General features: G+C 63.9%; 22 protein-coding genes and 3 pseudogenes. 16 read left to right on the forward strand and 9 right to left on the reverse strand.

The window, feature by feature from the left end:
- The first annotated feature begins 14 nt into the window (after positions 1–14).
- The 6 genes and pseudogenes from hisD to hisIE all read left to right on the forward strand — a co-directional run bounded on the left by hisD (position 15) and on the right by hisIE (position 5,485).
- Positions 15–1,165 (forward strand): annotated as a pseudogene (gene hisD, locus H9L12_RS13270) (histidinol dehydrogenase).
- A complete protein-coding gene (hisC, locus tag H9L12_RS13115; RefSeq protein WP_223177138.1) occupies positions 1,162–2,799 on the forward strand; it encodes a histidinol-phosphate transaminase in 1,638 nt (545 codons plus the stop codon). The pseudogene hisD and the gene hisC overlap by 4 nt, the downstream one beginning before the upstream one ends.
- Entirely contained in the window at positions 2,796–3,383 is a 588-nt protein-coding gene (gene hisH / locus H9L12_RS01330) for an imidazole glycerol phosphate synthase subunit HisH (protein WP_187542299.1), read from the forward strand. Before hisC ends, hisH begins: the two co-directional genes overlap by 4 nt.
- A complete protein-coding gene (locus tag H9L12_RS01335) occupies positions 3,380–4,108 on the forward strand; it encodes a 1-(5-phosphoribosyl)-5-[(5-phosphoribosylamino)methylideneamino]imidazole-4-carboxamide isomerase (protein WP_187542300.1) in 729 nt (242 codons plus the stop codon). The genes hisH and H9L12_RS01335 overlap by 4 nt, the downstream gene beginning before the upstream one ends.
- Positions 4,095–4,862 (forward strand): imidazole glycerol phosphate synthase subunit HisF, encoded by a 768-nt coding sequence (gene hisF / locus H9L12_RS01340; RefSeq protein WP_187542301.1) that lies wholly within the window; start codon positions 4,095–4,097, stop codon positions 4,860–4,862. Before H9L12_RS01335 ends, hisF begins: the two co-directional genes overlap by 14 nt.
- Positions 4,859–5,485: a bifunctional phosphoribosyl-AMP cyclohydrolase/phosphoribosyl-ATP diphosphatase HisIE gene (hisIE, locus tag H9L12_RS01345; protein WP_187542302.1), complete on the forward strand. Its 627-nt coding sequence runs from the start codon at positions 4,859–4,861 to the stop codon at positions 5,483–5,485. Before hisF ends, hisIE begins: the two co-directional genes overlap by 4 nt.
- Before the next feature lie 28 nt (positions 5,486–5,513).
- Here the strand turns inward: hisIE and H9L12_RS01350 are convergent, their stop codons facing one another.
- A complete protein-coding gene (locus H9L12_RS01350; RefSeq protein ID WP_187542303.1) occupies positions 5,514–6,215 on the reverse strand; it encodes an inositol monophosphatase family protein in 702 nt (233 codons plus the stop codon).
- A gap of 139 nt (positions 6,216–6,354) precedes the next feature.
- Here H9L12_RS01350 and H9L12_RS01355 point away from each other — a divergent pair, with 139 nt between their 5' ends.
- A complete protein-coding gene (locus H9L12_RS01355) occupies positions 6,355–6,825 on the forward strand; it encodes a retropepsin-like aspartic protease family protein (RefSeq protein ID WP_187542304.1) in 471 nt (156 codons plus the stop codon).
- On the opposite strand, the gene H9L12_RS01360 is transcribed toward H9L12_RS01355, so the two are convergent.
- Both H9L12_RS01360 and H9L12_RS01365 read right to left on the reverse strand, forming a co-directional pair.
- Positions 6,822–8,147 (reverse strand): O-antigen ligase family protein, encoded by a 1,326-nt coding sequence (locus H9L12_RS01360; RefSeq protein WP_187542305.1) that lies wholly within the window; start codon positions 8,145–8,147, stop codon positions 6,822–6,824. The two genes, H9L12_RS01355 and H9L12_RS01360, sit on opposite strands and share 4 nt — an antisense overlap.
- Positions 8,148–8,221: 74 nt before the next feature.
- The gene (locus tag H9L12_RS01365; RefSeq protein ID WP_187542306.1) at positions 8,222–9,316 is read right to left on the reverse strand and encodes a glycosyltransferase family 4 protein; all 1,095 of its coding nucleotides are present in this window, start codon (positions 9,314–9,316) and stop codon (positions 8,222–8,224) included.
- A gap of 107 nt (positions 9,317–9,423) precedes the next feature.
- Here H9L12_RS01365 and H9L12_RS01370 point away from each other — a divergent pair, with 107 nt between their 5' ends.
- The 5 genes and pseudogenes from H9L12_RS01370 (at position 9,424) to H9L12_RS01395 (ending at position 14,881) form a co-directional block, all read left to right on the forward strand.
- Positions 9,424–10,794, forward strand: a complete 1,371-nt coding sequence (locus tag H9L12_RS01370) for an oligosaccharide flippase family protein (RefSeq protein ID WP_246450493.1) — start codon at positions 9,424–9,426, stop codon at positions 10,792–10,794.
- On the forward strand, positions 10,791–11,801 hold the full coding sequence (locus H9L12_RS01375; RefSeq protein ID WP_187542308.1) for a glycosyltransferase family 2 protein: 1,011 nt from the start codon (positions 10,791–10,793) through the stop codon (positions 11,799–11,801). The genes H9L12_RS01370 and H9L12_RS01375 overlap by 4 nt, the downstream gene beginning before the upstream one ends.
- Positions 11,798–13,141 (forward strand): glycosyltransferase family 4 protein, encoded by a 1,344-nt coding sequence (locus H9L12_RS01380; RefSeq protein ID WP_187542309.1) that lies wholly within the window; start codon positions 11,798–11,800, stop codon positions 13,139–13,141. The genes H9L12_RS01375 and H9L12_RS01380 overlap by 4 nt, the downstream gene beginning before the upstream one ends.
- Positions 13,138–14,150 (forward strand): annotated as a pseudogene (locus tag H9L12_RS01390) (NAD-dependent epimerase/dehydratase family protein). The gene H9L12_RS01380 and the pseudogene H9L12_RS01390 overlap by 4 nt, the downstream one beginning before the upstream one ends.
- A complete protein-coding gene (locus tag H9L12_RS01395; protein WP_187542312.1) occupies positions 14,147–14,881 on the forward strand; it encodes a glycosyltransferase family 25 protein in 735 nt (244 codons plus the stop codon). Before H9L12_RS01390 ends, H9L12_RS01395 begins: the two are co-directional and overlap by 4 nt.
- Here the strand turns inward: H9L12_RS01395 and H9L12_RS01400 are convergent.
- Complete coding sequence (locus tag H9L12_RS01400) at positions 14,878–16,044, reverse strand: glycosyltransferase family 2 protein (protein ID WP_187542313.1); 1,167 nt, start codon at positions 16,042–16,044, stop codon at positions 14,878–14,880. The two genes, H9L12_RS01395 and H9L12_RS01400, sit on opposite strands and share 4 nt — an antisense overlap.
- A gap of 237 nt (positions 16,045–16,281) precedes the next feature.
- Between H9L12_RS01400 and H9L12_RS14530 the strand changes: the two are divergent.
- From H9L12_RS14530 to epsI, 3 genes and pseudogenes are all read left to right on the forward strand, one after another.
- Positions 16,282–16,434: pseudogene (locus H9L12_RS14530) on the forward strand (exosortase V); the annotation flags it as partial.
- A gap of 110 nt (positions 16,435–16,544) precedes the next feature.
- A complete protein-coding gene (gene xrt / locus H9L12_RS13275; RefSeq protein WP_484592929.1) occupies positions 16,545–17,075 on the forward strand; it encodes an exosortase in 531 nt (176 codons plus the stop codon).
- The gene (epsI, locus tag H9L12_RS01415) at positions 17,072–17,770 is read left to right on the forward strand and encodes an exosortase-associated protein EpsI, V-type (protein WP_187542316.1); all 699 of its coding nucleotides are present in this window, start codon (positions 17,072–17,074) and stop codon (positions 17,768–17,770) included. The genes xrt and epsI overlap by 4 nt, the downstream gene beginning before the upstream one ends.
- Positions 17,771–17,773: 3 nt before the next feature.
- Here the strand turns inward: epsI and H9L12_RS01420 are convergent, their stop codons facing one another.
- Positions 17,774–18,028 (reverse strand): XrtV sorting system accessory protein, encoded by a 255-nt coding sequence (locus H9L12_RS01420; RefSeq protein ID WP_187542317.1) that lies wholly within the window; start codon positions 18,026–18,028, stop codon positions 17,774–17,776.
- 85 nt (positions 18,029–18,113) lie between these two features.
- On the opposite strand from H9L12_RS01420, the gene H9L12_RS01425 reads away from it, so the two are divergent.
- Positions 18,114–18,929 (forward strand): peptidyl-prolyl cis-trans isomerase, encoded by an 816-nt coding sequence (locus tag H9L12_RS01425; RefSeq protein WP_187542318.1) that lies wholly within the window; start codon positions 18,114–18,116, stop codon positions 18,927–18,929.
- 21 nt (positions 18,930–18,950) lie between these two features.
- Here H9L12_RS01425 and H9L12_RS01430 read toward each other — a convergent pair whose 3' ends face one another.
- From H9L12_RS01430 to H9L12_RS01445, 4 genes are all read right to left on the reverse strand, one after another.
- Positions 18,951–19,715 carry a CpsD/CapB family tyrosine-protein kinase gene (locus H9L12_RS01430; RefSeq protein WP_187542319.1) on the reverse strand — a complete coding sequence of 255 codons (765 nt, stop codon included), beginning with the start codon at positions 19,713–19,715 and terminating at the stop codon, positions 18,951–18,953.
- A 20-nt stretch (positions 19,716–19,735) separates the two neighbouring features.
- Positions 19,736–21,088: a GumC family protein gene (locus H9L12_RS01435; RefSeq protein ID WP_187542320.1), complete on the reverse strand. Its 1,353-nt coding sequence runs from the start codon at positions 21,086–21,088 to the stop codon at positions 19,736–19,738.
- Positions 21,089–21,150: 62 nt separating this feature from the next.
- Positions 21,151–22,407 (reverse strand): hypothetical protein, encoded by a 1,257-nt coding sequence (locus H9L12_RS01440; protein ID WP_187542321.1) that lies wholly within the window; start codon positions 22,405–22,407, stop codon positions 21,151–21,153.
- A complete protein-coding gene (locus H9L12_RS01445; RefSeq protein ID WP_246450494.1) occupies positions 22,404–22,985 on the reverse strand; it encodes a polysaccharide biosynthesis/export family protein in 582 nt (193 codons plus the stop codon). Before H9L12_RS01445 ends, H9L12_RS01440 begins: the two co-directional genes overlap by 4 nt.
- Positions 22,986–22,996 lie beyond the last annotated feature (11 nt).

The following is a 22,996-nucleotide window of genomic DNA, read 5'->3' on the forward strand; positions in this document are numbered from 1 at the left end:
CCATCGTCGAACGGGTGCGCGGTGGCGGATGGGACGCGCTAGTGGCCGAGGCCGAGCGGATTGACGGCGCAGCGCCGCAACTCGTCCCGGTTGCATCGTTCGCGGCCGAGGCGCGAAAGTGTCTTTCTGCGAATGCGGTCGAGGCGATGGAATTGGCCGCCCGCAACATTGAAACCTTCCACCGCGCAACGATGCCAGGCCCGGTATCGGTCGAGGTGATGCCGGGGCTTCGCGTTGAGAAGCAATGGCGCGCATTGTCGAGCGCCGGTCTTTACGTCCCTGGTGGGGCGGCACCCTTGTTTTCCACCCTGCTCATGCTGGCCATCCCGGCACAGGTCACAGGGGTCGAGCGGCTGACCGTGGTCACGCCGCCCCGGCCCGACGGCGGTCTCGACCCGGCGATCGCGCTGGCAGCGGATCTGTGCGGGATCGAGGCCATCTGGACCGTTGGCGGGGCGCAGGCGATTGCCGCGCTGGCGTTCGGGCGGGCGATATCGCGCCGGTGGACCGGGTCTGCGGGCCGGGCAATGCGTGGGTCGCGGCGGCCAAGGCGCTGGTCGCCTCTCTCCCCGGCGGTCCCGGCATCGACCTGCCGGCAGGTCCGAGCGAACTGATGGTCATTGCTGACGACAGCGCCAATCCGTCAACCGTCGCCGCCGACCTGCTGAGCCAGGCCGAACACGACCGGGACGCGCAGGTCTTGCTGGTCACGACGACCGCTGATCTCGGGCGATCGGTGGCCAGACAATTCGACCGGCAAGGCATCGCGATGGGCGGAACCTATGCGCCCCTGCGCATCATCGTCGCGGCCGATCTCGATCAGGCGGCGGCGATCGCCAACGCCTACGCGCCGGAGCATCTCAGCCTGGCGACGGACCAGGCCGACCGGTTGGTCCCGCTGATACGGTCCGCCGGCGCCATCTTCGTCGGGCACGAGGCCGCGGAGAGCTTTGGCGATTATCTCGCCGGGTCGAGCCATGTCCTCCCCACCGATGCGGCCGCGCGGTTCACCGGCGGCGTGTCGACGCTGACCTTCCTCAAGGCGGTCACGGTGCAGCGCATCGCCCCGTCGACGGCGGCTCGGCTCGCGGCCCCCGCGGCGGCCTTGGCCCGTCTCGAGGGCCTTGAGGCGCACGCCCGCGCGGCAGAAGCGAGGGCGGCATGACCATCGCGGAACGTCTCGGGCGGCCGGAAATCCTGGCGCTGCCGCCGTGCGACATCGCTGGCGCGCCGGTGGCCGGCACCGTTCGCCTCGATGCGAACGAAAATCCATTCCCTCCGCTGATCAGCGGTCAGGGCGGGGTCAACCGCTATCCCGAACCGCAACCCGCCGTGCTTCGCCAGCGGCTCGCGGATTTGTACGGCGTTGCGGCCTCACGACTGTGGGTGGCGCGGGGCAGCGACGACGCGATCGACCTGCTGATCCGGGCGTTCTGCACCGCGGGTCGCGACACTGTCGCCATCGTCGAGCCAACCTTCAGCGCCTATGCCCAGTTCGCGCGGGTGCAAGGCGCGCGCGTTGTGTCGGCGCGACTGACTGACGACCTGCGCTTCGATGCCAGCGCGGTGCTCGCCCTGGCGAAGGCCGAACGGCCCAAGATCCTTTTCCTGTGCACTCCCAACAATCCGACCGGGACGCCGGTTAGCGGGGACGAGGTGCGCGCCATCGCCGCCGCGCTGCCCGATACGCTGGTCGTGGCCGACGAAGCCTATGGCGAGTTTTCCAACGAACCGAGCGTTGCGGGGGATGTCGGCGTTATCCCGAACCTGGTCGTGCTCAAGACCCTGTCAAAGGCCTACGGGCTTGCTGGCGCGCGGATCGGCTGCGCGATCGCCGACGAATCGGTCATCGATTTTATCGCCCGGGTCGCGCCGCCCTATCCCTTGCCGACGCCCTCGATCCAGGCCGCGCTCGGCGCGCTGGGTCCGGAACGGATGCCGCTTCATGCCGACCGGATTGCTCGCCTGCTCGCCGATCGATCGCGCCTGGCGAACGCGCTTCGCGCTGCTCCCGATGTGAGAGGTGTTCGCGAGGGCGGCAATTTCCTGTTCCTCGACGTCGACGACCCGGCTGATCTTGCCCGGCGCATGGCCGCCGCTGCAGTGCGTGTCCGCTTCCGTCCGAAGGCGACGCCTGGCGGGGTGCGGGTAACGGTCGGGACTGACGCCGAGAATCGCGCGCTGCTAGCGGTGTTCGGAATTGGCGAACCGGGGAGGCCGGCCCGCCGGGCCGACCTTGTCCGCGACACGAAGGAAACGCGGATCGCGCTTTCGATCGACCTCGACCGCACCGAGCCGCGACGGATAGACACCGGCATTCCCTTTTACGACCACATGCTCGACCAGGTCGCGGCGCACGGCGGGTTCAGTCTCGTCCTCGCCTGCGAGGGCGATCTCGCCATCGATCCGCATCACAGCGTCGAGGATATCGCCATCGCGCTCGGCACCGCACTCCGCCAGGCGCTGGGCGACAAGCGCGGCATCGGCCGCTTCGGCTTCGCCTTGCCGATGGACGAGACGCGCGCCGAGGTGCTGGTCGACCTGTCGGGGCGGCCCTTTGCGCGCTTCGAGGGCGACTTCGCCACGGCGGCAGTTGGCGGCCTGCCCACCGAAATGGTGCCCCACGTCTTTCGTAGCATCGCCGACAGCCTGGGCGCAGCAATCCACGTCCGGGTCGAGGGCGACAACGACCACCACAAGGTCGAGGGATGCTTCAAGGCGTTCGGCCGCGCGCTGCGCAGCGGTCTGGCGCTCGAAGGGGACAGCAACGCCCTGCCGTCGACCAAGGGAATGTTGTGAGCACGCTAGGCATCCTCGACCTCGGCTACGGCAATACCGATTCGATCCGCCTCGCCTTCGCCCGGTTGGGGGTGGAAGCCGACCTCGTCAGCGACGTCGCATCGATCGAAGGTTCGGAGCGGCTGGTGCTGCCCGGCGTCGGCGCAGCCGGTTATGCCATGCAACAGCTTCGGGACCGGGCGCTGGTCGAGCCGCTTCGCCGAAGGACCCGACCGACGCTGGGCATCTGCCTTGGCATGCAGTTGATGTTCGAAGCCAGCGACGAAGGTGACACGGAATGTCTCGCGCTGGTTGGCGGACGGGTTCGAGCGATGGCATCCGCGCCCGGCGCGCCCGTGCCGCACATGGGATGGAGCAAGCTTGAAGTGTTGAGCGACCAGCTCGGCATCACCGACGGTGACTACGCCTATTTTGCGCATGGCTTCGCCTGCGACGACGGACCGGCAACCGCGGCCGCGACAGGCTATGGCGGGAAGCGGATTCCTGCCGCGTTGCGCCAAGGGCCCTTGTGGGGCGCGCAGTTCCACCCGGAGCGATCTTCCACGGCCGGCGCTGCCTTCCTTCGTGCGTTCCTGCAGTCATGATCCTGCTTCCCGCCATTGACCTCATCGGCGGTCGCTGCGTGCGGCTGGCACAGGGCGATTTTAGCCGCGAGACGAGCTATTCGGACGATCCGAGCGCGGCGCTCGATGCGTTCGCAGATGCGGGCGCGACCGAGGCGCACCTCGTCGACCTCGATGGAGCAAAGGCGGGCGCCCCTCGCCAGCATGACTTGCTCAATTACCTCGCGCGTCGAGCCGGCCTCAAGCTCCAGGTCGCAGGCGGCTTCCGGACGGCGGAGCAGGTCGGGGCCGCTCTGGACGCCGGCGTGCAGCGCGTCGTCATCGGCAGCCTGGCCGTGACTGACCCGGCGGCCTTCGCAGCGATGCTGGACCGGTTCGGTCCCGACCGGCTGACCCTGGCACTCGACGTCCGGGTCAGTGACGGCAAGGCGTTCGTGGCGACCCACGGCTGGACGGAGGGCACCGGGCAGGAACTGGCGGACACGCTGGCAGGCTTTCCGACCGTTCGTCACCTTCTGGTCACCGACATTGCCCGCGACGGGATGATGACCGGCCCGAACCTCGCGCTGATGCGAACCATCGCTCGCGACTTCCCGGCGGTCGAATTGCAGGCGTCCGGCGGCGTGTCCCGCCTCGCGGAGCTGGCCGACTTGCGAGCCGCGGGCGCCGCGCGGGCGATTGTCGGCAAGGCGATCTGGGAGGGGCGCTTCACCGTTGCCGAAGGGGTCAGCCATGCCCGCGGCTAGGATCATCCCCTGCCTCGACGTCGCCGATGGGCGCGTGGTCAAAGGCGTCCGGTTCCGCGATCATCGCGACGTCGGCGACATCGTCGATCACGCCCTGCGTTACCGGGACGAGGGTGCGGACGAGCTTGTCTTCTACGACATTACCGCCAGCGCCGACGGCCGGACGGTCGATACCGGGTGGATCCGTCAGGTCTCGGCGGTCATCGACGTACCCTTCTCTGTCGCGGGCGGGATCGGCGACGTGGAGACCGCACGGAGATGCTTGTCGGCCGGTGCGGACAAGATCAGCGTGAATTCACCGGCCCTGTCCCGGCCGGACTTGATCGCTGAGCTGGCCGAGGCCTTTGGCCGCCAATGCGTCGTGCTTGGCATCGACAGTTCGCGTGGCCTTGATGGGACGCTGACCGTCAAGCAATTCACCGGCCGTCCGGAGGCGACGCAATTGACGGGACGTTCGACCCTGGATTGGGCGGCGCAAGCCACGGCGCTGGGCGCGGGAGAGATCGTCCTCAACTGTATGGACCGCGATGGCGTCCGTGGCGGCTACGATCTCGAGCAGCTTTCCTCGCTGGTGGGCACCGTCGACGTCCCGGTGATCATATCGGGGGGCGCCGGATCCATGGCCAACTTCGCCGCCGCATTCCGGGCTGGTGCATCGGGTGCGCTCGCCGCCAGCGTATTTCACGACCAGCGAATCGCCATCCCGGCACTAAAGGACTTCCTGCAATCCGAAGGCATCGAGGTGCGCCGATGATCGACCCCAACCGTGTCGACTGGGCCAAGATGGACGGACTGGTTCCGGTCGTCGTCCAGCATTACGACACCGGCGAAGTGCGCATGCTCGGCTATATGAACCGGGACGCGCTGGACGCGACGATCGCCAGCGGGCTGGTCACCTTCTTTAGCCGCTCGCGCGGCGCATTGTGGCGCAAGGGCGAAACGAGCGGCAACTTGCTCGATCTCGTCGATATCCGCCTTGACTGCGACCGCGATGCGCTCCTGGTGCACGCTCGACCGCGAGGGCCGACTTGCCACACCGGGACCAACAGCTGCTTCGGCGACGATGCTGCGCCGCGGCTGGCTTTCCTGGCCGAGCTTCAGCAGGTTGTCGCCGGGCGCGCCGGCGCCCCGCCCGACGAAAGCTACACGGCCCGGCTGGTCAAGGCCGGGCTTGGGCGAATGGCGCAAAAAGTCGGCGAGGAGGGTGTCGAAGTTGCCCTATCGGCCGTGACGGGCAGCGAGGCGGACATGGTCGGCGAGGCGGCCGACCTGCTCTACCATTTGACGGTGCTGCTTCATGCACGGGGTCTGTCGCTGGACGAGGTCGGCGACGAATTGCGCCGTCGTCACTCGAAGGCGAGCGCCGCGACCGCCTGATCGTAAAGCTCCCGGCTGGCCGCGGCGATCACACGTCCGGCGGAGAAGTCCTCGCCGCCCCGCCAATCGCCGACATGGCCGCCGGCCCCCGGACGACCGGAACCACCGCGTCATAGTCATGGCGCTTAAGCCCGCTCTCGACGACGAGGTCGAGGTCGCCGGTCGCAATGCGCGCGTAACCCATGGCGTCGAGCCCGTAGCGAGTGACCCGCGTCCGTTCCCGGACCCGATGGAACGGGGCAGCTTCTTCACCGGAAAAAAGGAAGGGATCGGTCGTCGAAAGGCGAGCGTCGCCGAGAATTGTACAGCCACTTGTCCGCACGGCCTCGCCGTTGCGTACGGTGGTCCCGCCGACGGCGACCAGGGTCTCGTTTAGTTGTGGAAGATCGATCATCCCCGCGACATGGCGGCCGTCCTCCAGCATCCCGACCAGCGTTGCCCAGCTGGGCAGGCCGCAAATCAGGGCGCGGGTGCCGTCGACGGGATCGAGGCTCCATTCCATGACCGCACCCTGGCGCGTCCAGCCATATTCCTCTCCCCAGATGGCGTGGTCGGGATAGGCTTGCTGGATGATGGCGCGGAGTGCTCGTTCTGCCGCCCGGTCTGCCTCGGTGACCGGGTCGTAAGCAGAACCAGCGCCCTTGTCGTCCGCGCCCAGTCCCGCTGCGATCTCCTCGGCAATGACGCTCCGCGCAGCGGATCGAAGGCGGTCGAAAAAGTCGCGGTCCACGCACATGCTCCTCGGGAAGGCGTGACCGTCATAGCGCAAACGCCGCCGGCTGCGAGGCGCATTTCCTTTCCGCGGCGCTAACCAAATCTCAATCTGCGATACGCAAGGATGCAGCCCGCAAGACTGGAAGGGCGTAGGCATGTTCGAAAAGATTGCGCTGCTAGCGACTCTCGGAGTCGGAGTCGCTGGCGGCTACTTCCTCCCCAGGTCGCCAGCGCCGGAGCCGGCCTCCCCAGGCACCACCGAAGTCACGCTTAGCCGGTCAGGCGATGGCCATTTCTATGCCAACGCCGAGGTCAATGGAAAATCCGTCCGCTTCCTCGTCGACACCGGCGCAAGCGCGGTTGCGCTGAGCGAAAAGGACGCCGCGGCCGTCGGAATCAAGGTCGATCCGTCCGAATTCGAATATTTCGGCGACGGGGCGGCCGGGATGGTGCGGGGCAAGGAAGTCAGGCTGTCGAAAATGTCCGTCGACGGGATCGCCGAAGATAATGTCGATGCGGTCGTCGTGGCGAACGGTGATGTATCGCTGCTGGGAATGCCATTCCTCAATCGCCTTGACGAAGTGATCATCCGCAGGAGCGAAATGACTTTCCGCAAAGCCTCCTAAGCCGCCGCCGGCGCCGCCTTCCGCCGAGCCGGAACCGGTACCGACGCGGATTGCTTGCGGCTACTCGTTGCGATGCAGACCAGCATCCCCGCATTGATCGCGACGAGATAGTGGATGTGCGATAGCATGGGCACATATTCGAAATAGAAGTGGATGGTCGTTACGATGCTGGTCGCGGTCAGGCCAACCAACAACTCCGACCGTTCGCTCCAGTCGGTCCGCCGAAGGCCACGAAGTCCGATCAGCAAGATTGAGCCAAGGAGCAGAACGTAGCCAGCAAGCCCGATGACGCCCATCTCGGCAGTGATCAGGTAATAGGCATTATGGACTGGCGCCGAGCGTTCTGAATAATTCCAGGGAACGCCGGCTCTGTCGGAATATCCGCCGAGGTTGGCGGTCACGACATAACGGTTGGCACCGACCCCTAAAGGGTGGTCGGCAATGATCATCTGCGCAGCATGTTCGAATCTCTGTCTTTCGTCGACGCTGCTAGCTCTCGCGGCTTCCGGGCGCCGTTCGATCGCCAGGATCATGACTGGCGCGCTGACCGCAATGAGCATCGCCGTGATAGCAGCGGCGGTCGCTTTTCGACCCGTCCCCTTGTGCCATATCGAAAGAAACAAGGTGATCACGAGCCCCGCCCCGAACAGCCCGATGGTGGCGCGCGAACCTCCGGCAAAAACGACAACGACCTCGCTCAGAAGAATGACCAAGGCAGTCTTCGTGCGCCGTTTTGCAATTAAGAGCGCAAAGGCCGGGAACACGATAAACATCGTCAGCATGCCGAGTTGATTTTGGTGTCCAAAGCTTCCGCCCGCCTGGATGTCCCCGCCAAGAAATTGCGTGAGCGTCAGATACGCCTCATAGATCATCCCGGCCGCGTAACCGGCAAGAATACGGAAAGGAAATTCGGGCGAAGCACTCGAGGCGCGCAGGATTGCCACAAACATCAGGCACGAGCGCGCGAATTGCCAGATGTAGAAGATACTTGGAGTCGCGTCGGCGGCCGCAATGCTTGAAAGAAAGAAACTCGCCGCGATGATGGCGACGGCGACCTTGAGACGAACGGGTGACGGAACAGCCTTGGTGGCGCCTATTATTGCAATCGCCAGGGCGTCTACGAACGAAACCTCCAGACCTTTCACCGTCCCCGTCCATGCGGGCCAGGAGATCGGGGCTACGTAGAGATGTAGCGGATAGGTAATGAACGGGCTGAGCCCGATGACCACGCCGGCCCAAAGCAGGCGCTGTGGGCGATCCTTCAACGCATTCATCAGGACCGGAGTCATGATGAGCAGGGCAAGAAGAAAAATCCATTTCACGTCGAACGATACCTGTCTTGGCCAATGCGGTCCTGCGCTCGGTGAGATGAATCGAAACCGTAGACTTCGTCCACCTATTTCGACCGTCCGTTGGAATCGATGATCTCTGCGAAGAAGTCGCGGTACTTGGCGGCGATCACCGGCCAGCCGAATGCCTTCGCTCTTTCGACGCGCCCCGCGACAAGATCGCCGCCGTCGGCCAGCGCGCGAGTGAGTTGGGATACAATCCCTTCGATGGAATGAGGAGCGTAATAAGCCTGGTCTCCGAGGATCCACCGCGTCCGTGGCAGGTCGTAAACCACCGACGGAACGCCGCAGGCGAGCGCCTCGACGAAGACGTTGCCGAAGGATTCGTCGCGGGAAAGATGGAGAAATGCGTCGACCGATCGGTAGAGCGCCGGCATGTCGTCGGCATCGACCGAAATTCGCCGGTAGCGGCTTGGAAGGAGCTCGGCGGCCAGTGCTTCGATGTCGTTGCGCAAGGGGCCATCGCCGGCAACGACCAGAGTCGCATCGTCCAGGGCCGCCACTGCGCGAACACCGTCGGCGACATTCTTGCTCGGGATGAGCGCGCTCACCATCAGCACAATCTTTCCGGGCGGGAGGCCGAGCCTCTCGCGCTCAGGCGGACCCGGCCTGAAGCGGGTCAAGTCGGCACCGTTGGGAACCAGTGAGGTGCGATATTTGTCCCGGTTTCGTTCCTGATAATCGGGATTGATGCACACGAGGCCGTCGCAGTCGAACAGGCGATACTCCGCATCACGCGAATAGGCAGGCCAGTCGCCGTTCTGCGTGATGAACACGTGCGGCGGGCGCCCACCTCGAAGTGAACGGCGGCGCAGGACGAAATTGGTAAAGGGAAAGGCGCAGGTCGCCGTGATGTCGAAATCGCCCGGCCGGTACCGTGCCAGAAGGCCCGGGGCGAAGCTGGCTTCCTCCCACCCCGTTTCGCTACGGAGAAAAGGGAGCTTGGGGAGCCACTCCAGCCGTTCCCGCGGAATGCTCGGTACCTTAATGAAATTGTAGGGGCGATCGGGCAGGGCGGGGCCGGAACCGAACAGCGTGACCTCGTCGCCGCGCCGGGCCAGTTCGGACGCCACGGCGATAAAGGCGACTTCGGCGCCACGATGGACACGATGAAGGCCGGGAAGGGCGAAGGCGATCCTCACTTGAATAGCTCTACGGGTCCGGTTCTAAGAAGGCGACAGGGAATCATGGTGAATTGCGCGGAGCGGCCGCGAACGATCGTCCCCAAAGACTGAAGGCTGCTCACCACTTGCTCCGGACAATACCCCAATCGGCGATCAAGAAGCTGGGATGGACGACGATCACCTACGGGATCGTTCAGGCCATCCGGCTGTTCACCAACGTCGTCCTCGCGCGGCTACTGGCGCCGCAGCTGTTCGGCCTGATGGTCATCGTCAATACGATCCGGACCGGCGTTGCGCTGCTCTCCGACATCGGCATCAACCAGAATATCGTGTCCAATCCGAAGGGAGACACCCCCGACTTCCTCGACACCGCTTGGACGCTCCAGGTGATACGAGGGGTCTTCCTCGGAACGGTCTGCTTCCTGCTATCGAGCGCGGCTGCGCAATTCTTTCGGGCTCCCGAACTTCGCTACATCCTACCGGTCGCCGCGATGTTTTTTCTGTTCGGCGGCTTTTTCTCCACCGGCCACTCGCTCCTGCAGAAGCGGATGGAGATTAAGCGACTGAGCTATTTCGAAATCGGCGATGCAACGCTCAGCCTCGTCGTGCATGTCGTGCTGGCCCTCATCACGCCGACGATTTGGGCTTTGATCCTGGGGAGCGCCATCATGGCAGCATTCAGTATGCTGCTCAGTTTCCAGATGGTGCCCGGGCTACGCCACCGCGTTCTCATTCACCGCGAAAGTGCCCGCGAACTGATTCATTTCGGCAAATGGATTCTTTTCTCTTCGCTAATCTGGTTTGCTTCGATGAATTTTGACCGGCTTTATCTTGCCCGAGAAATTCCGCTCGCCTTGCTTGGCGTTTTTGGGATCGCGCGGACCTTGGCCGATACCGTAACGCAAGTTGCCGGTCGTGGCGGCAGCCTCCTCATTTTCCCGATGGTGTCCGCAATGCAGGCAGACGGCGCGGACGTTCGCCGCCGTCTTCGGCAATCGCGGCGGACGCTGCTGCTTCTCGCCGCGCCTGGCCTGGCGTTGTTCCTTTCGCTGTCCGACCTTGTCATCCGCCTGCTGTATGACCATCGCTATCAGGAGGCGGGCGTCCTGCTGCCAATCCTCCTGCTGGGCGTCTGGTTCGCCATCCTCAGCACAGTCAACGAGTCAATCCTGCTCGGCCTGCGCAAGCCAGCGACGACGGCATTCGCCAACCTTGCCAAGCTGCTGGTATACATCGTGGGCGTGCCGATAGCGTTCCACGCCTACGGCATTGTCGGCGCAGTCGCCTTCTTCAGTCTGGGCGAGGTCGCGAAATATGCAACGCTCTGGATCATTGGCCGCCGGCAGCATGTCGGCTTCATTCGCGACGACGTGTTATTGACCGGGCTGTTCCTGCTAGCGGCAGTCCTGTTCCGCGAAGTTGCCCATGTGATCGGCCTGACGGGTACGATCGCCGAGCTTTTCCCTTGGGTTCGGTTGCCCGGGGCCCTGTCATGAGCATCGCCAAGGACAGGCAAGCGGCGCAGGCGCACAAGCTCGGCATCGTTGTGATCGGGCGCAACGAGGGCGAGCGTCTGGCCCGCTGCCTGAAATCACTGGCACCGCTCGATGTGCCTATCGTCTACGCGGATTCCAGCTCGACCGACGATAGCGTGTCTCTGGCACGCGCGGCCGGCGTCACGGTGGTCCAATTGTCGGCGCGAGAGGTTCCGCTCAATGCGGCGCGCGGACGCAACGCCGGCTTCGAGGCCTTGCAGCGCCAAATGCCCGACGTCGCGTTCGTCCAGTTCATCGACGGTGACTGCCTAATCGAGGAAGGGTGGATCTCGACCGGGCTGGACCACCTTAGCGCCAATCCGAAAAGCGCAGTTGCATGCGGCCGCCGGCGAGAAGCGCAGCCCGACGCCTCTTTCTACAACCGACTGGCTGACGAGGAATGGGCGACACCGGTCGGGCGTGCGCAGGAATGTGGCGGCGATTCGATCATGCGGGTCGCGGCGCTCGATGAGGTTGGGCTGTTCGACCCCGGACTGACCGCCGGCGAAGAGCCTGAACTGTGCAGCCGGCTGCGCGGTGCGGGCTGGGAAATCTGGCGGCTCGATGCGGCGATGACCGTCCACGACATGGCGATGTTCCGGATCGGCCAGTGGTTTCGCCGCGCCCGGCGCAGCGGCTATGGCTACGCCCAGGCTTATCGGCGAACGCGCCGCTCAAACAGGCCATTGTACGGCGTTCAGCTGCGAAGCGCGGTCCTCTGGGCGGCATTACTGCCGGCGGCAACCATCATCCTCACGCTGGTCAGCGGTCGGATCGGCGCGTTGCTTCCCTTGCCGATCATCTATCTCATGCAGATCGCCCGGATGGCCGCGCATCGTGGCATTGGGTCGTTCGACTCTTGGCGCTATGCTGCGTTGATGTTGCTCTCCAAAGGGCCGGAATTGGTCGGTGCGATCGAGGGATTCGCCGGGGAAGCACGTCGAAAGCAGAGTGGGCAAGGGTCGTGACTGAGGGGGAATCGAAGGTGGGCGAAGGCGCACCCATTGCCTATGTCATGACGCATTATCCGCGCGTCGCATTGACCTATATTTCAGGTGAGATTGACGCGCTGGAAGCGCGAGGTCTGGCGATCCTGCCGTTCGCGATGAACGCGCCCGGCGCCGAGGATCTCGGGTCGGACGACCTCAGGCGGCGATCGGCCAAGACAATCTATCTCAAGTCGCAATGGCTCGCGGCCATCACCGCCTTGATCGCTCAATGGTTCCGTCATCCGATCCGCATGACCCGGCTGTGGGGGCAGGCGGTCAGTTCCGCACGCCTCGACCTCGGCCTGATGGTTCGGCGCATGGCGCACCTGGTCGAGGCTGCTCTGGTCGCGCGCGAATGCCGGCGACGCGGCGTTCGCCACCTGCACGCGCATTTCGGTCAGGCGCCGGCGACTCTTGCCTGGTTTGCTTGTGAGATGCTGCGCCAGGATCGCCGCATCGCGGCCGGATGGAGCTTCACCATCCACGGCTTCCAGGACTTTGTGGATGACGCCGTCGCGCGGCTGGACCTCAAGGCAGCGTCGGCCAACTTCATTGTCTGCGTTTCCGATTTCACTCGGTCACAACTATGCCGCGTTACCCCGCCGAGCTTCTGGGATCGCTACTTCGTCGTCCGCTGTGGCATCGATCTGGCCCAATTCCCTCCCCGAAAGGATTCTCCGCGGAACGCCAGCCCTGCGATACTAACCGTGGGCAGGCTCTCTCCGGAAAAAGGTCTTTCGATCCTCCTGCGTGCTGTCACGATCCTTCGCGATCGAGGCGTGGAAGCCAGACTTACGATAATCGGTGAGGGTTCGGAGCGCGACGCGCTGCGCAATGAAATCGAAGCTCTCGGTCTCGGAGAAAGGGCAGTCCTTGCCGGCGAGTTGCCTTCGGACAAGGTGGCACAGCATTTGCGAGACGCCGACATATTCTGTCTGCCCTCCTTCTCCGAGGGGCTTCCCATTTCAATTATGGAAGCCATGAGCGTCGGTGTCCCGGTGGTGGCGACCAACATTGCCGGCATCCCTGAACTAGCCATCAATGACCGGACTGCGCTGACAGTGCCCGCGAGTAACGCGTTACAGCTCGCAGAAGCGTTGGAACGGCTAATGACCGACAGGCAGCTGTCCGAAAGGCTGGTTGCTGCCGCCCGCCAAGAGGTTTTGCGGCGCCACGACCGTGAAACAAATGCTGACGCGATGCTCGCTTTGTTTCGGCAATGGTCCGCCATTGACGGACAAGTCCCACGGATGAAGCGGTGGACCGCCGATATGATTGACGTTGTTCACTCCGCCGCGCTCAAGGATGCGCGCCGATGAAGGTGCTGGTGACCGGCGCCGGCGGTTTCCTCGGGCAGGCGGTCGTTCGTGCCTGCACGGCGGCCGGGCACGAGGTCGTGGCCATGATCCGTCCGATGGGGCGCGATCCCTTTGCTGCACCAGTGACGGTCGTTCGCGGCGACCTCCGGCAGGTCGGTCCGTGGCGCACACAGCTTGATGGGGTCGAGGCGGTGATTCACTGCGCGGCTGCTACTGGTGGGACCTGGCGACGCAGTTCGCAGGGACCGTCGCCGCAACGGAAAACCTGCTTGCGGTGATACCCGCGACGGTGAAGCGTTTCGTCCACATCAGCAGCTTTTCGGTTTACGACTTTCGCGCGCTTGGCTTCGGTTCGACGTTGGACGAGCGCTCACCACCGGAGGCGCGGCCGGAGCAGCGCGATGCCTACACCTGGACGAAGATTGCCCAGGAACGGCTGGTTGCTGACCATTGCTCGGAGCGCGGCCTGTCACTGGCAGTGATCCGCCCCGGCGCGATCTACGGTCCGGGAAAGGATTGGGACTTCGGTCGTGCCCTGCGGATTGGGCCGTTCGACCTCATCCTCGCGCCGTTTAGTTCGATGCGGCTGACCCACGTCGAAAATTGCGCGGCGGCGATCGTGCGCGCACTCGATGCACCGATCGATGGCGTGTTCAATATCGTCGACGCGCAGGCGCCGAGCTATGGCGCTTATCATCGCCATTGCCGGCGTGCCGGCGCGCCGGCGGGGTTCGGCATTTATGTCCCGTGGCTTCTCGTCGCACTGGGCGGGCTATCGATCCGCGCCGTGAACCGATTGTTCTGCAAGGGCCGCGCCCGGCTTCCCGAACTGTTCGATTATCCGCGCCAGGTCGCGCGCTGGAAGCCGCTTCGCTACAGCAACAGAAGGGCGCGTGAGCAGCTTGGCTGGACGCCCGCTGTCGATCTTGACGCGGGGATTGCCGGGATGATCGGGATCCGACAGCCTGACCCGGCCGCCATCACTGCCGCAAAAACGACGACGCCATGACGCCCTTCGCCGCCTTCGACCGGATCAGGATTATCAACCTTGCCAGCCGGCCCGACCGCCGCCGCGAGATGCAAGGGGAACTGGCGCGAGTCGGCCTCGGCGACGACCCGCGGGTCGGCTTCTTCGACGCCGTCGCCTCGGACTCGGCGTCGCCGTGGCGCGCCAAGGGAGAGCGCGGCGTGTTCCTCAGTCACCTCGCAATCCTTCAGGAGGCCGCGAAATCCGGGGAAAGCGTCCTGATCCTCGAGGACGATGCCGACTTCACTCCCGCATTGGCGGACCTCCACGTCGATCCGGGCACCCAGATTTTCTACGGCGGGTATGACGCGACCTCGCCTGGCCCGCTCGTCGACAGCGACATCGTCGGCGCGCATTGCATGGGCTTCAGCCGCGACATCGTGCCGCTGCTCGTAGCCTTCCTGGAACCCTTGCAGGCGCACCATTCGCCTCCGCCAATCGACGGCGCTTACGTCTGGTATCGCCGCGCCCACCCGGAAACCCGCACGCAGTTCGCCGAACCCGTCGTGGCCGTTCAGCGCCCGTCGCGATCGGACATCGCCCACCCCAAGCAGATCGATCGCATCCCGGTCCTTCGCGCGCTGGCGCCGGTCGCGCGGCGGGCCAAGCGCTCGATCCTTCGCGGCGAGATCAGCTTCGGGCTACGCGAGGCGATCATGCTGGCGGCAGCGGGCGTCGCGATCGCGGTCGCAGTCGCGCTGCACCACCTTTAGCGGCCGGCGCGAAGCCAGTCGTCAGCACGTCCACGGCGAAGGCGGAGATACATCGGAATCTTCCAGAGCAGGTAAAACGGCAGGGTCGCCAGCGCCTTTGCCGACAGGAACCGGCGGCCGTGGATCGCCCAGACCAGCAGGATGAGGATGGTCGCGCTGAGCACCGCCGTGAATTGGACCCACACAGGCCACCACGCGGCCCCCAGTCCCAGCGTCAAAGCAGCGGCGAGCGCCAGCGCGGCAAGATCGAGCGCCATCAACAGCGTCAGCGGCGGCACCAGCATGTCCAGGCCGCGAACGAGCAAACCGGCGTTGCCGCGCCTTAGTCCCTCCAGGATCGTGGGTGGCCCCACGGCTCGCGCAAGGCGCAAGAACCCGCCTTCCCACCGCTCGCGCTGCTTGAGTGTCCCGTCGGCACCGCTCGGGTCGCTCCACACGATGGCCTCTTCGACCAAAACCGGCGGCGTTCCGGCCTTGGTCAGTTCCAGTCCCAGCTTGATATCTTCGACGATGTCAGCCGTCGCAAGCGGTGCTTCAGCGAAGATCGCCCAGGGCAGGGCCATGCCGGTGCCGGTGAGGTGAACTGACCCGGCCAGCCGCTGGAGACCGCGTTGCCGGACCAGGTTCTTCAGCATGAAGGCGAAGTTCGAAACCTGCACCATGGAGGGCAGGGCACGGCCCGGCTTGAGGAGATTGATGGTCTGGCCCGGCCGGCCACTGTCACCAACCCGCGCCACCAGCGCCACCAGCGAGGCGCGGTCGATGCTGCAATCGGCGTCGATGACGACGACCACATCCGGCCGCTGTGACTGCAATTCGACTTGGGCGCGTGCCAACGCGAAGCCTTTGCCCCGCCGCCCCGGTTCGTTGCGCTCGACGACGTGGACCCCGACTCTCCGCGCGATCGCGGCGGTTTCGTCGACGCAATTGTCGGCAATGACCAGGATATCGGCGATGCCTAGGGATGGCTCGCGAAGAGACGCCAAGGTCAATTCGATCGTCTTGGCCTCGTCGTGCGCCGGAACGACGATCACCGCGGAATAGGGCGTCGTGGCGTTCCGGACTTTTTGCGCCATCGGTGCCAGGCCGATAGCGACTTCCAACAGGAATACCGAGGTCACCAAGACGAATGGCGCAAGAAGAACAGCGATGAAGAAGGTCATCGTTCGATCGTTCTCTTAAAAGTGTTGCCGATTGGCACAGTCGAGCCCGGACCTGCGCACCGGCCTTGCGGCGTTAACGGCTTCAAATTAGGCTCCTGTTAAACCACTCACGTGGCAGCCGGACGGGACCACCTCATTTTGATAGCAGAAGCAGCGCTCAAGGATAGGATCGTCGGTCTCGGCCAGCGCGTGACCCTGTCCAGCTTGATCCTTTTCGCGGGCGTGGCAGCGTTGCTCGTGCCGACGCTGGTCGATGTCGCCCGCTTCAGCTGGACGACGGAGCAGGGAAGCCACGGCGCGCTGGTCCTGGCGTCCGGGCTTTGGCTGCTTCACCGTGAAAAGAAGGGCCTGCCTTCAGTGCCGATGACGGGCAATACCGGCCCGGTCTACGCCTTCATCGCAGTCGCGCTCCTGGTGTTCATCGCATCGCGCATCACCGGAATCCTCGAATTTTCGGCGCTGGCCATGTATGCTGCGTTGCTTGGGGCCTTGACGCTTTTCTGGGCCCGGCAACCATGCGCCGCCTCTGGTTCCCGTTGTTCTACCTGGCGCTATCGCTGCCACCCCCGGATTCGCTGGTGGCCACGATTACCCAACCCATCAAGATCGCCATTTCAGCGGTCGCGGTCGACCTGCTCTACGCGTTGGGTTATCCCGTCGCCAGCGCCGGGGTCACTATCCAGATCGCGCAGTTCGAGTTGCTGATCGCCGCGGCCTGCGCCGGCTTGAATTCGATCATCAGCCTCAGCGCCATCTGTCTACTCTACGCTTGGCTGCGGCATCAATCGAACGTCCGACACCTGCTGCTGCTCGGGCTCGCGGTCCTGCCGATCGCGGTATTCGCCAACTTCGTCCGAGTGCTGGTCCTCATCCTGATCACCTATTACCTTGGAGAAGCGGCGGCCCAGGGCTTCCTCCACGAATTTGCAGGGCTCGTTATGTTCAGCATCGCCTTGATAACGATCTTCGCGGTGGACGAAGCACTGCTTCGGTTCAGCAACCGTCGGACAACGCGAAAGGCGGCCGCGTGACTCGCTCCATTCCCGACACCGAACGCCCGAACCTCGAGCGGAGGCGATTGCTCGTCGGCCTGGGATTTCTGGGCGCAGCAGGCATCGCCGCAGCGCGCATGCCGAGCGAAAAGATCGATTATCTGGGCAAGAAGAAGCTTGAGGACATCATTCCCAAGCAGATCGGTAGTTGGAAGTTCGAGACGGCCAGCGGCCTGGTCATTCCGCCCGAGGACCAGCTGTCCAACGCGCTATACAGCCAGCTGCTGACGCGCGTGTACTCCAACGAGAAGGGCGCGCCGATCATGTTGCTCGTCGCGCAAAGCGGCAGCCAGACCGGCGTTCTCCAGATCCATCGTCCGGAAGTCTGTTACCCTGCGGGAGGATTCAGCCTGTCGCCGGTGACTTCGCTAAACATCGATGTCGGCGGTCGCACGCTGACGACGAACAACCTGCAGGCGGTCGGCGACCAGCGTGTCGAGCAAATCGTCTATTGGACCCGCATCGGCAATCATTTGCCGCCGAGCTGGGCGCAGCAACGCTGGGCCGTGGCTCGGGACAATCTGGCGGGGAAAATTCCCGATGCAATTCTGGTCAGGGTGTCCACGATCGACAATGATCGGGGAGCAGCCAACGCCATACTGGCAAACTTCACCCGTGACCTGTTGCAGTCGATGGCGCCGAACGACAGGAAAATACTGGTCGGGCCGGCCTGATCCTTACTGCTCGGCGTCGGGTCCCGGAGCGAACGGTTTCAGGTAGAATAAGACGAAGGCAACAGTGCCGGCGATCAGCAGGATTGCGATGACATCCTGGTCATTGTTGCCGAAATAGTTGGCGATCGCGAGACCAAGTCCGGCAACCAGATATTCCAGCAGGGAATCGCGAGGCTTTTCCTCGCTCGATCGCTGCAGGAACAGGACAACCAACCCCGCGAACAGTCCGACCGTGACCCAATCGTAGACAGTCTCCATTCGCCGAGCCCCCTTCGCTCCGTTCCAATTGCATCGCAAAGCTTATTGCGGCACATCTGTGTTTGCAAATGTAAGGGGAAGTTGAGTGCGCTATTCGGTCTTGTTGCTGACGGCAGCGGCGATTGTCGTGTCCGGTTGTGATCGTAAGGCCGAAGGCCAGACGGTCGCGGTCGTGAACGGCGAGGAAATCACCTCAGCTGAACTGAACGCCGAAATCAGCCTCGCCAACCTGCCGGCCGACGTTGACAAGAAGGCCGCTACGGCGCGTATCCTGCAAACCATGGTCGACCGCCGCCTGCTTGCGCAGCAGGCCAAGGCCGATGGCCTCGACAAAACGCCCGAGTTCCTGACGCGGCAGCGGCGCGCGACGGAAGACCTGCTGATCGGCATGGTCGCGCAACGGAAACTGAGCAGCACCAAGCTTCCGTCCCCCGACGAAGTCACCAAGCTCCAGCAGAGCCAGCCCGAGAAGTTCGCGAAGCGCGAGATTCTGACCCTCAGCCAGCTCGAATTCCCGACGCAAAAGGATCCCGCCGCTTTGCAGGCAATCAAGGATTCGCACTCCCTTGCCGACCTTGAGGCAGCGCTCAAGGCGCGCGGAGTGGAAGTAAGGCGGGGTACCCGGAAAATCAGCTCGGCAGACTTCCCGCATGACATTTATGTGCGTGTGTCGCAGTTGCCGCCGGGCGAACCCTTCCTGATCCCGGTTGGCAACCGCTCGGTCGCCAACGTCATCACCGCCCGCGAACCGGCGCCGCTGACGGATGAGCAAGCCAAGCCCGTCGCGGTCAACGTCCTGCGTCAGCAGAGCGGCGCGAAGATCATGGAAACGATGCTCAAGGACCTTCGGACCAAGGCGAAGATCGAATATAAGGAAGGTTTCGCACCGCCGGCCAAATAAGCCGGCGGAACGTCCGGGGGGTTAGTATCCGGCCGTGTAATATTTCCCGATGCCGTAGCCCTCGTTTATCATCCCGCCGCGATACTTGTTGAGGATCACGCCGGCGAGTTTCTCGGTGCCGAGCTGCGCCGTGGCGTCCTTTACTTCGCGGACGTTGGTCTTTCCTTCCTCGGCGACGAGGATGTAGCCGTCGAGCTTCTCCATCACGACCGCCGCGTCGTCATTGGCGAAGACCGGCGGCAAATCGACAATGAACAAGTCGCGCTCGCCCGACGCGCGCATCGCCTGGAACAGGGCTTGGGCCCGCGCTCCGGCGAGCAACTCGGCCGAGGCGGTGAGCTTTGGCCGCGTCGGGAGGATGACCAGGCGCTGATGGTCGAAGCGGTAGGCTTCCGGATGGGTGACTTCCGGCGATTCCTCCAGGAACTGCCGCATCGAACCATTCTCGATCCCGCACAGCGCACTGACCGATCCGCGGCGCAGATCGAGATCGAGCAGATAGGTCTGGTACTTCGGGTTGCGGCTGAGCGAGGCGGCCAGGTTGGCGGAAATAAAGCTCTTGCCGACCTGAGGGGTTGCGGAGACGACCCCGAACGTCCGCCAGTTCAGCTCCGAATGAAGCTCGATGATTTTCGAGCGGATGAGGTTGAAGCTGCGTGACCTCGGATCGACGCTGTCGAAACCGTAGATCCCCATCGACTTCAGGACTTCGGGATCCACCGATAGCGGCGTCGCCTGTTCGGGCGACGTCAGGACGGCGGATAGTGGACGTGAATCCTGAAACACTGTGGAATCCCCTGGTTCGGTCATGCGCGCGCGCGGCGCCACTGCCAGAATTTAAAGAAGCGGCCGATGCCGGGCCGTGCATCATATTCCAGCACCGGAACCAACCCGAGGACAGGGAGGCCCAGGCGCTCGATCTGGCTCGGGCTGCGCAGCGGCTTGAAGATGAACTCGGCACCCAGCGCCAGCAGCAGACCAAGGCCCAGGCCCGCCACCAGGCCACCGAGAATGAACAAGGGCCGGTTGGGCGACGTCGGCGTGTCCGGAAGATCAGGCGCATCGACGAGAGTCAGACGCTCGGCCCGCTGCTCGCCGGCCATACGCGCCGTGTTCTGCGCCTTGAGCAGTTCGGTGGCGATCGTGCGATATTGTTCGCGGAGGGTCGAAGCACGACTTTCCAATTGCATCGCCTGTTCCAGCACCACGGGCGCGCGCGCCGACCCTGCGGCTGCCGCACTGGCCCTGGAAAGCGCATCGCTGCGCTGGGCGCTGAGTTGCGCAATGGCCGCGTTGTTGGCCCGGATCTGTTCAGCGATGAGGTCGGAATTGGCCAGCTCGACCACCGGTTGACTGCGCAACTGACGAACCCGTTCCTCGGCCGCGATGACGTCCGGATGGGAGTCGCTGTAACGCGTCTTCAGCGATGAAAGCATGGCTTGGGCAGTTGCCAATTCCGATGTCTTTCCGCCGGTGCGGTTGGCCGCAAGAAGCTGGCGGTTCTGATTTTCGAGATTGGTGATCTGGGCGCTGTAGTTGCCGGTGTCGACCAGCGGCACCCCGCTTGATGCAAGCGCCGAACCATTGCGCGCCTTCAGCGTCGTGATGTTGTTTTCAATCTGCGAGATTTGCGATTGAAGTTTGGATGCCTGGTCTTCCAGGAACCGGACCGACAGCCGAGCCTGCTCTTCCATCGCATCACTGTCGATCTTCAGGAAGCTGCCGACAAAATTCTGAAGGACGGTCTGCGCCTTGCCGGGTTCTGGATAGTCGAACGTAAGCGTCACTGCGATGGCGTTGTCCGTGGCGGTGCCTCCGTCGAGGCTTCCGGACAAGGCACTGACCGAGGTTGCCGTCCGCATTTTTTCCACCACGACCGACAGCGGCTCGGACCGGCGCTCGACCGGGTAAAGATCGTACTGGTCAATGAGCGCTATCAGGTCCCCACGGCTGAGGACTCGTTCGCGAATAGCGGCGATGCGCTGCTCCACGCCGCCCGAAACCGGAGACTGAACGATATTGGACGGAAGATCCTGCGCCTGCACCAGCATGGTCGCCTTGGATCGATAAATGGTCGGCAATGTGTAAGCGGCCGCGATGCCGGCAATGAAGCACAGCAGCGTCGCCGCGATCACCACCCACTTCCGCTGCCAGATCATCGACGGCAAATGGTTGAAGAACCAGTTGGAGCCAGCTTCGCTCGACTGGACGCTAGCTTCCGTCATTGTTTGATGTCACCAATCCGATAGCGAAGGAAAATCAGGCCCGTCAGTTCCACCGGGACGTTGGGCCCATCGCGATAATATATGTCGCGAGCGCTGACATCGACACCGCCGGAAAACCTGTCCGAGAAACGACGGCTGTAGGCCGCACCTCCTGAAAGATAATTAACCCGGTAGTCGTCATCACCCCGGTAATGCGATGCTGCGGCGCGGGCGTCGATCGAATCATTTCGGCTCAGGCGCCGGCTATAGAAGAAGCTCGCTGTCGTGGCGCGGGTCGCGTTGGCTCCGATGGTCGTCTGCACATCGTGAGACAGCGCCCCACAGAAATTCTCGAACTCGGTCGACTTGCAAACCTGAACGTCTGCTGCAGGGCTGACGGACTTATCTCTGCCGGTCAGGGCCTTCCGGATCGAGTAGGATGCGCCGACCCCGAGCTTGATCCGCCAATTCTCGGCAAGGTCGCGGGATAGCGTTCCCAAGGCCGTGTAGACGTTGTTGCCGAGTCCCGGCGCCCTGTAGTCGGTGTCCTGTCCGATCAACCGAAGTCCAACGGTCGAACGTTCCGACAGGATACGGTCCCAGCTCGCCTGTGCCGAGATATTCCTGAAGCCCAGACCCGAAATGTCGTCCTCGTACCAGACTTTCTGCCCGGTCGCGGACATCGTCAAATTGTCGCGCTCGGTTACCCGCAGCGTGGTCCCCAAGTTCCCACCCAGGCGGTACGACCGCTGCCGGCTTCCGAACAGCGCCGGGTCAATGACGACGACCGGAGGAACGCCGGTCGTCGGATCCGGCGCCGGAAGATATCGCGTGCTGAGCAGGCTACCGAAGTCGACGCTGGCCTCGACACCTCCGAAAACGGTGACGCTCTCCGAAGCGCGATAGCTGTGCCTCACGTCAGCGCGGGCGAGCTGAGTGTTACTGGAGCCGTTCCGATTGGGATAAAAGCTGTTCTCGGCGAATGCGCTGAGCGACGTCGAACTGCGGTCGCCATCGATTGAATAAAAGCCGAGAATGGATGCGCGTCCGAAGATGCTGCCGTCCTCGTCGGTGCCTTGGGACGCATTGGTCGTGTAGCCCAGCGAACCTTGGAGATCGACGTATCCGTTCGCACGGTCTTTCGCCGCTTCCTGCGCCTGAAGCTCGCTGGCCGCATCCGCTTGTTGCGCCGTAGCGGCGGGCGCCATGGCGAGCAGACAGGCGCCGCCCAGGAAATGAAACGGCCGGAGCCCCAGTCTCGATGTCGTCATCACGGTACCACCATTGTGTCGCCGCTGTGAATGGTCGGAATGTCCGCGTCGCTCAGCGATCGCGTGTCGCCCTTCAGGGTAGCACCAATGCGCACCCTCAAGGTCTGGATGGCCTGACCCTGTTTGCGGATGATACGAATGCCGTTGACGTCGGCAAACTCGGTCGGGCCGCCGGCCATGCTGAGCGCTTCGAGGGCATTGACGTAACGGCCGGGCGTGAACGTGCCCGGCGAGCGGACCTTGCCGATCACCGAGAACTGGAAGCCGGACGCCTTTTTGACGGATACCGTCACTTGCGGGACCGGCCCGCGGTACTGCGGCTTCAATCCGGCAGTGATCCGGGCCTCGATCTCGGATGGAAGCCTTCCGGCAGCGGCGACCTGGCCGACCAGCGGATAGGCGATTGTCCCGTCCGGCAGGACGCTGACCTCACGCTGCAGCCGATCCTCTCCCCAGACCGAAATTTCCAGCTCGTCGCCGGGATTGACGCGGTAGGCCGGATCCGCCGACTGCGCTGCAGTCGGGGTTGAGAAGGCAAGCGCCAGCGGGATACAGGCCAGCGCCATTGCTCGGATGAACACCAAAATCTCTC

This window comes from Sphingomonas rhizophila, assembly GCF_014396585.1.
GTDB lineage: Bacteria > Pseudomonadota > Alphaproteobacteria > Sphingomonadales > Sphingomonadaceae > Sphingomicrobium > Sphingomicrobium rhizophilum.

Excerpts from the sequence above, each read along its gene's own strand:
- hisC (WP_223177138.1), top strand. The coding sequence starts at position 1,162 with ATGACCATCGCGGAACGTCTCGGGCGGCCGGAAATCCTGGCGCTGCCG.
- H9L12_RS01335 (WP_187542300.1), top strand. The coding sequence starts at position 3,380 with ATGATCCTGCTTCCCGCCATTGACCTCATCGGCGGTCGCTGCGTGCGG.
- hisF (WP_187542301.1), top strand. The coding sequence starts at position 4,095 with ATGCCCGCGGCTAGGATCATCCCCTGCCTCGACGTCGCCGATGGGCGC.
- hisIE (WP_187542302.1), top strand. The coding sequence starts at position 4,859 with ATGATCGACCCCAACCGTGTCGACTGGGCCAAGATGGACGGACTGGTT.
- H9L12_RS01355 (WP_187542304.1), top strand. The coding sequence starts at position 6,355 with ATGTTCGAAAAGATTGCGCTGCTAGCGACTCTCGGAGTCGGAGTCGCT.
- H9L12_RS01375 (WP_187542308.1), top strand. The coding sequence starts at position 10,791 with ATGAGCATCGCCAAGGACAGGCAAGCGGCGCAGGCGCACAAGCTCGGC.
- H9L12_RS01395 (WP_187542312.1), top strand. The coding sequence starts at position 14,147 with ATGACGCCCTTCGCCGCCTTCGACCGGATCAGGATTATCAACCTTGCC.
- H9L12_RS01400 (WP_187542313.1), bottom strand. The coding sequence starts at position 16,044 with ATGACCTTCTTCATCGCTGTTCTTCTTGCGCCATTCGTCTTGGTGACC.
- H9L12_RS01420 (WP_187542317.1), bottom strand. The coding sequence starts at position 18,028 with ATGGAGACTGTCTACGATTGGGTCACGGTCGGACTGTTCGCGGGGTTG.
- H9L12_RS01435 (WP_187542320.1), bottom strand. The coding sequence starts at position 21,088 with ATGATCTGGCAGCGGAAGTGGGTGGTGATCGCGGCGACGCTGCTGTGC.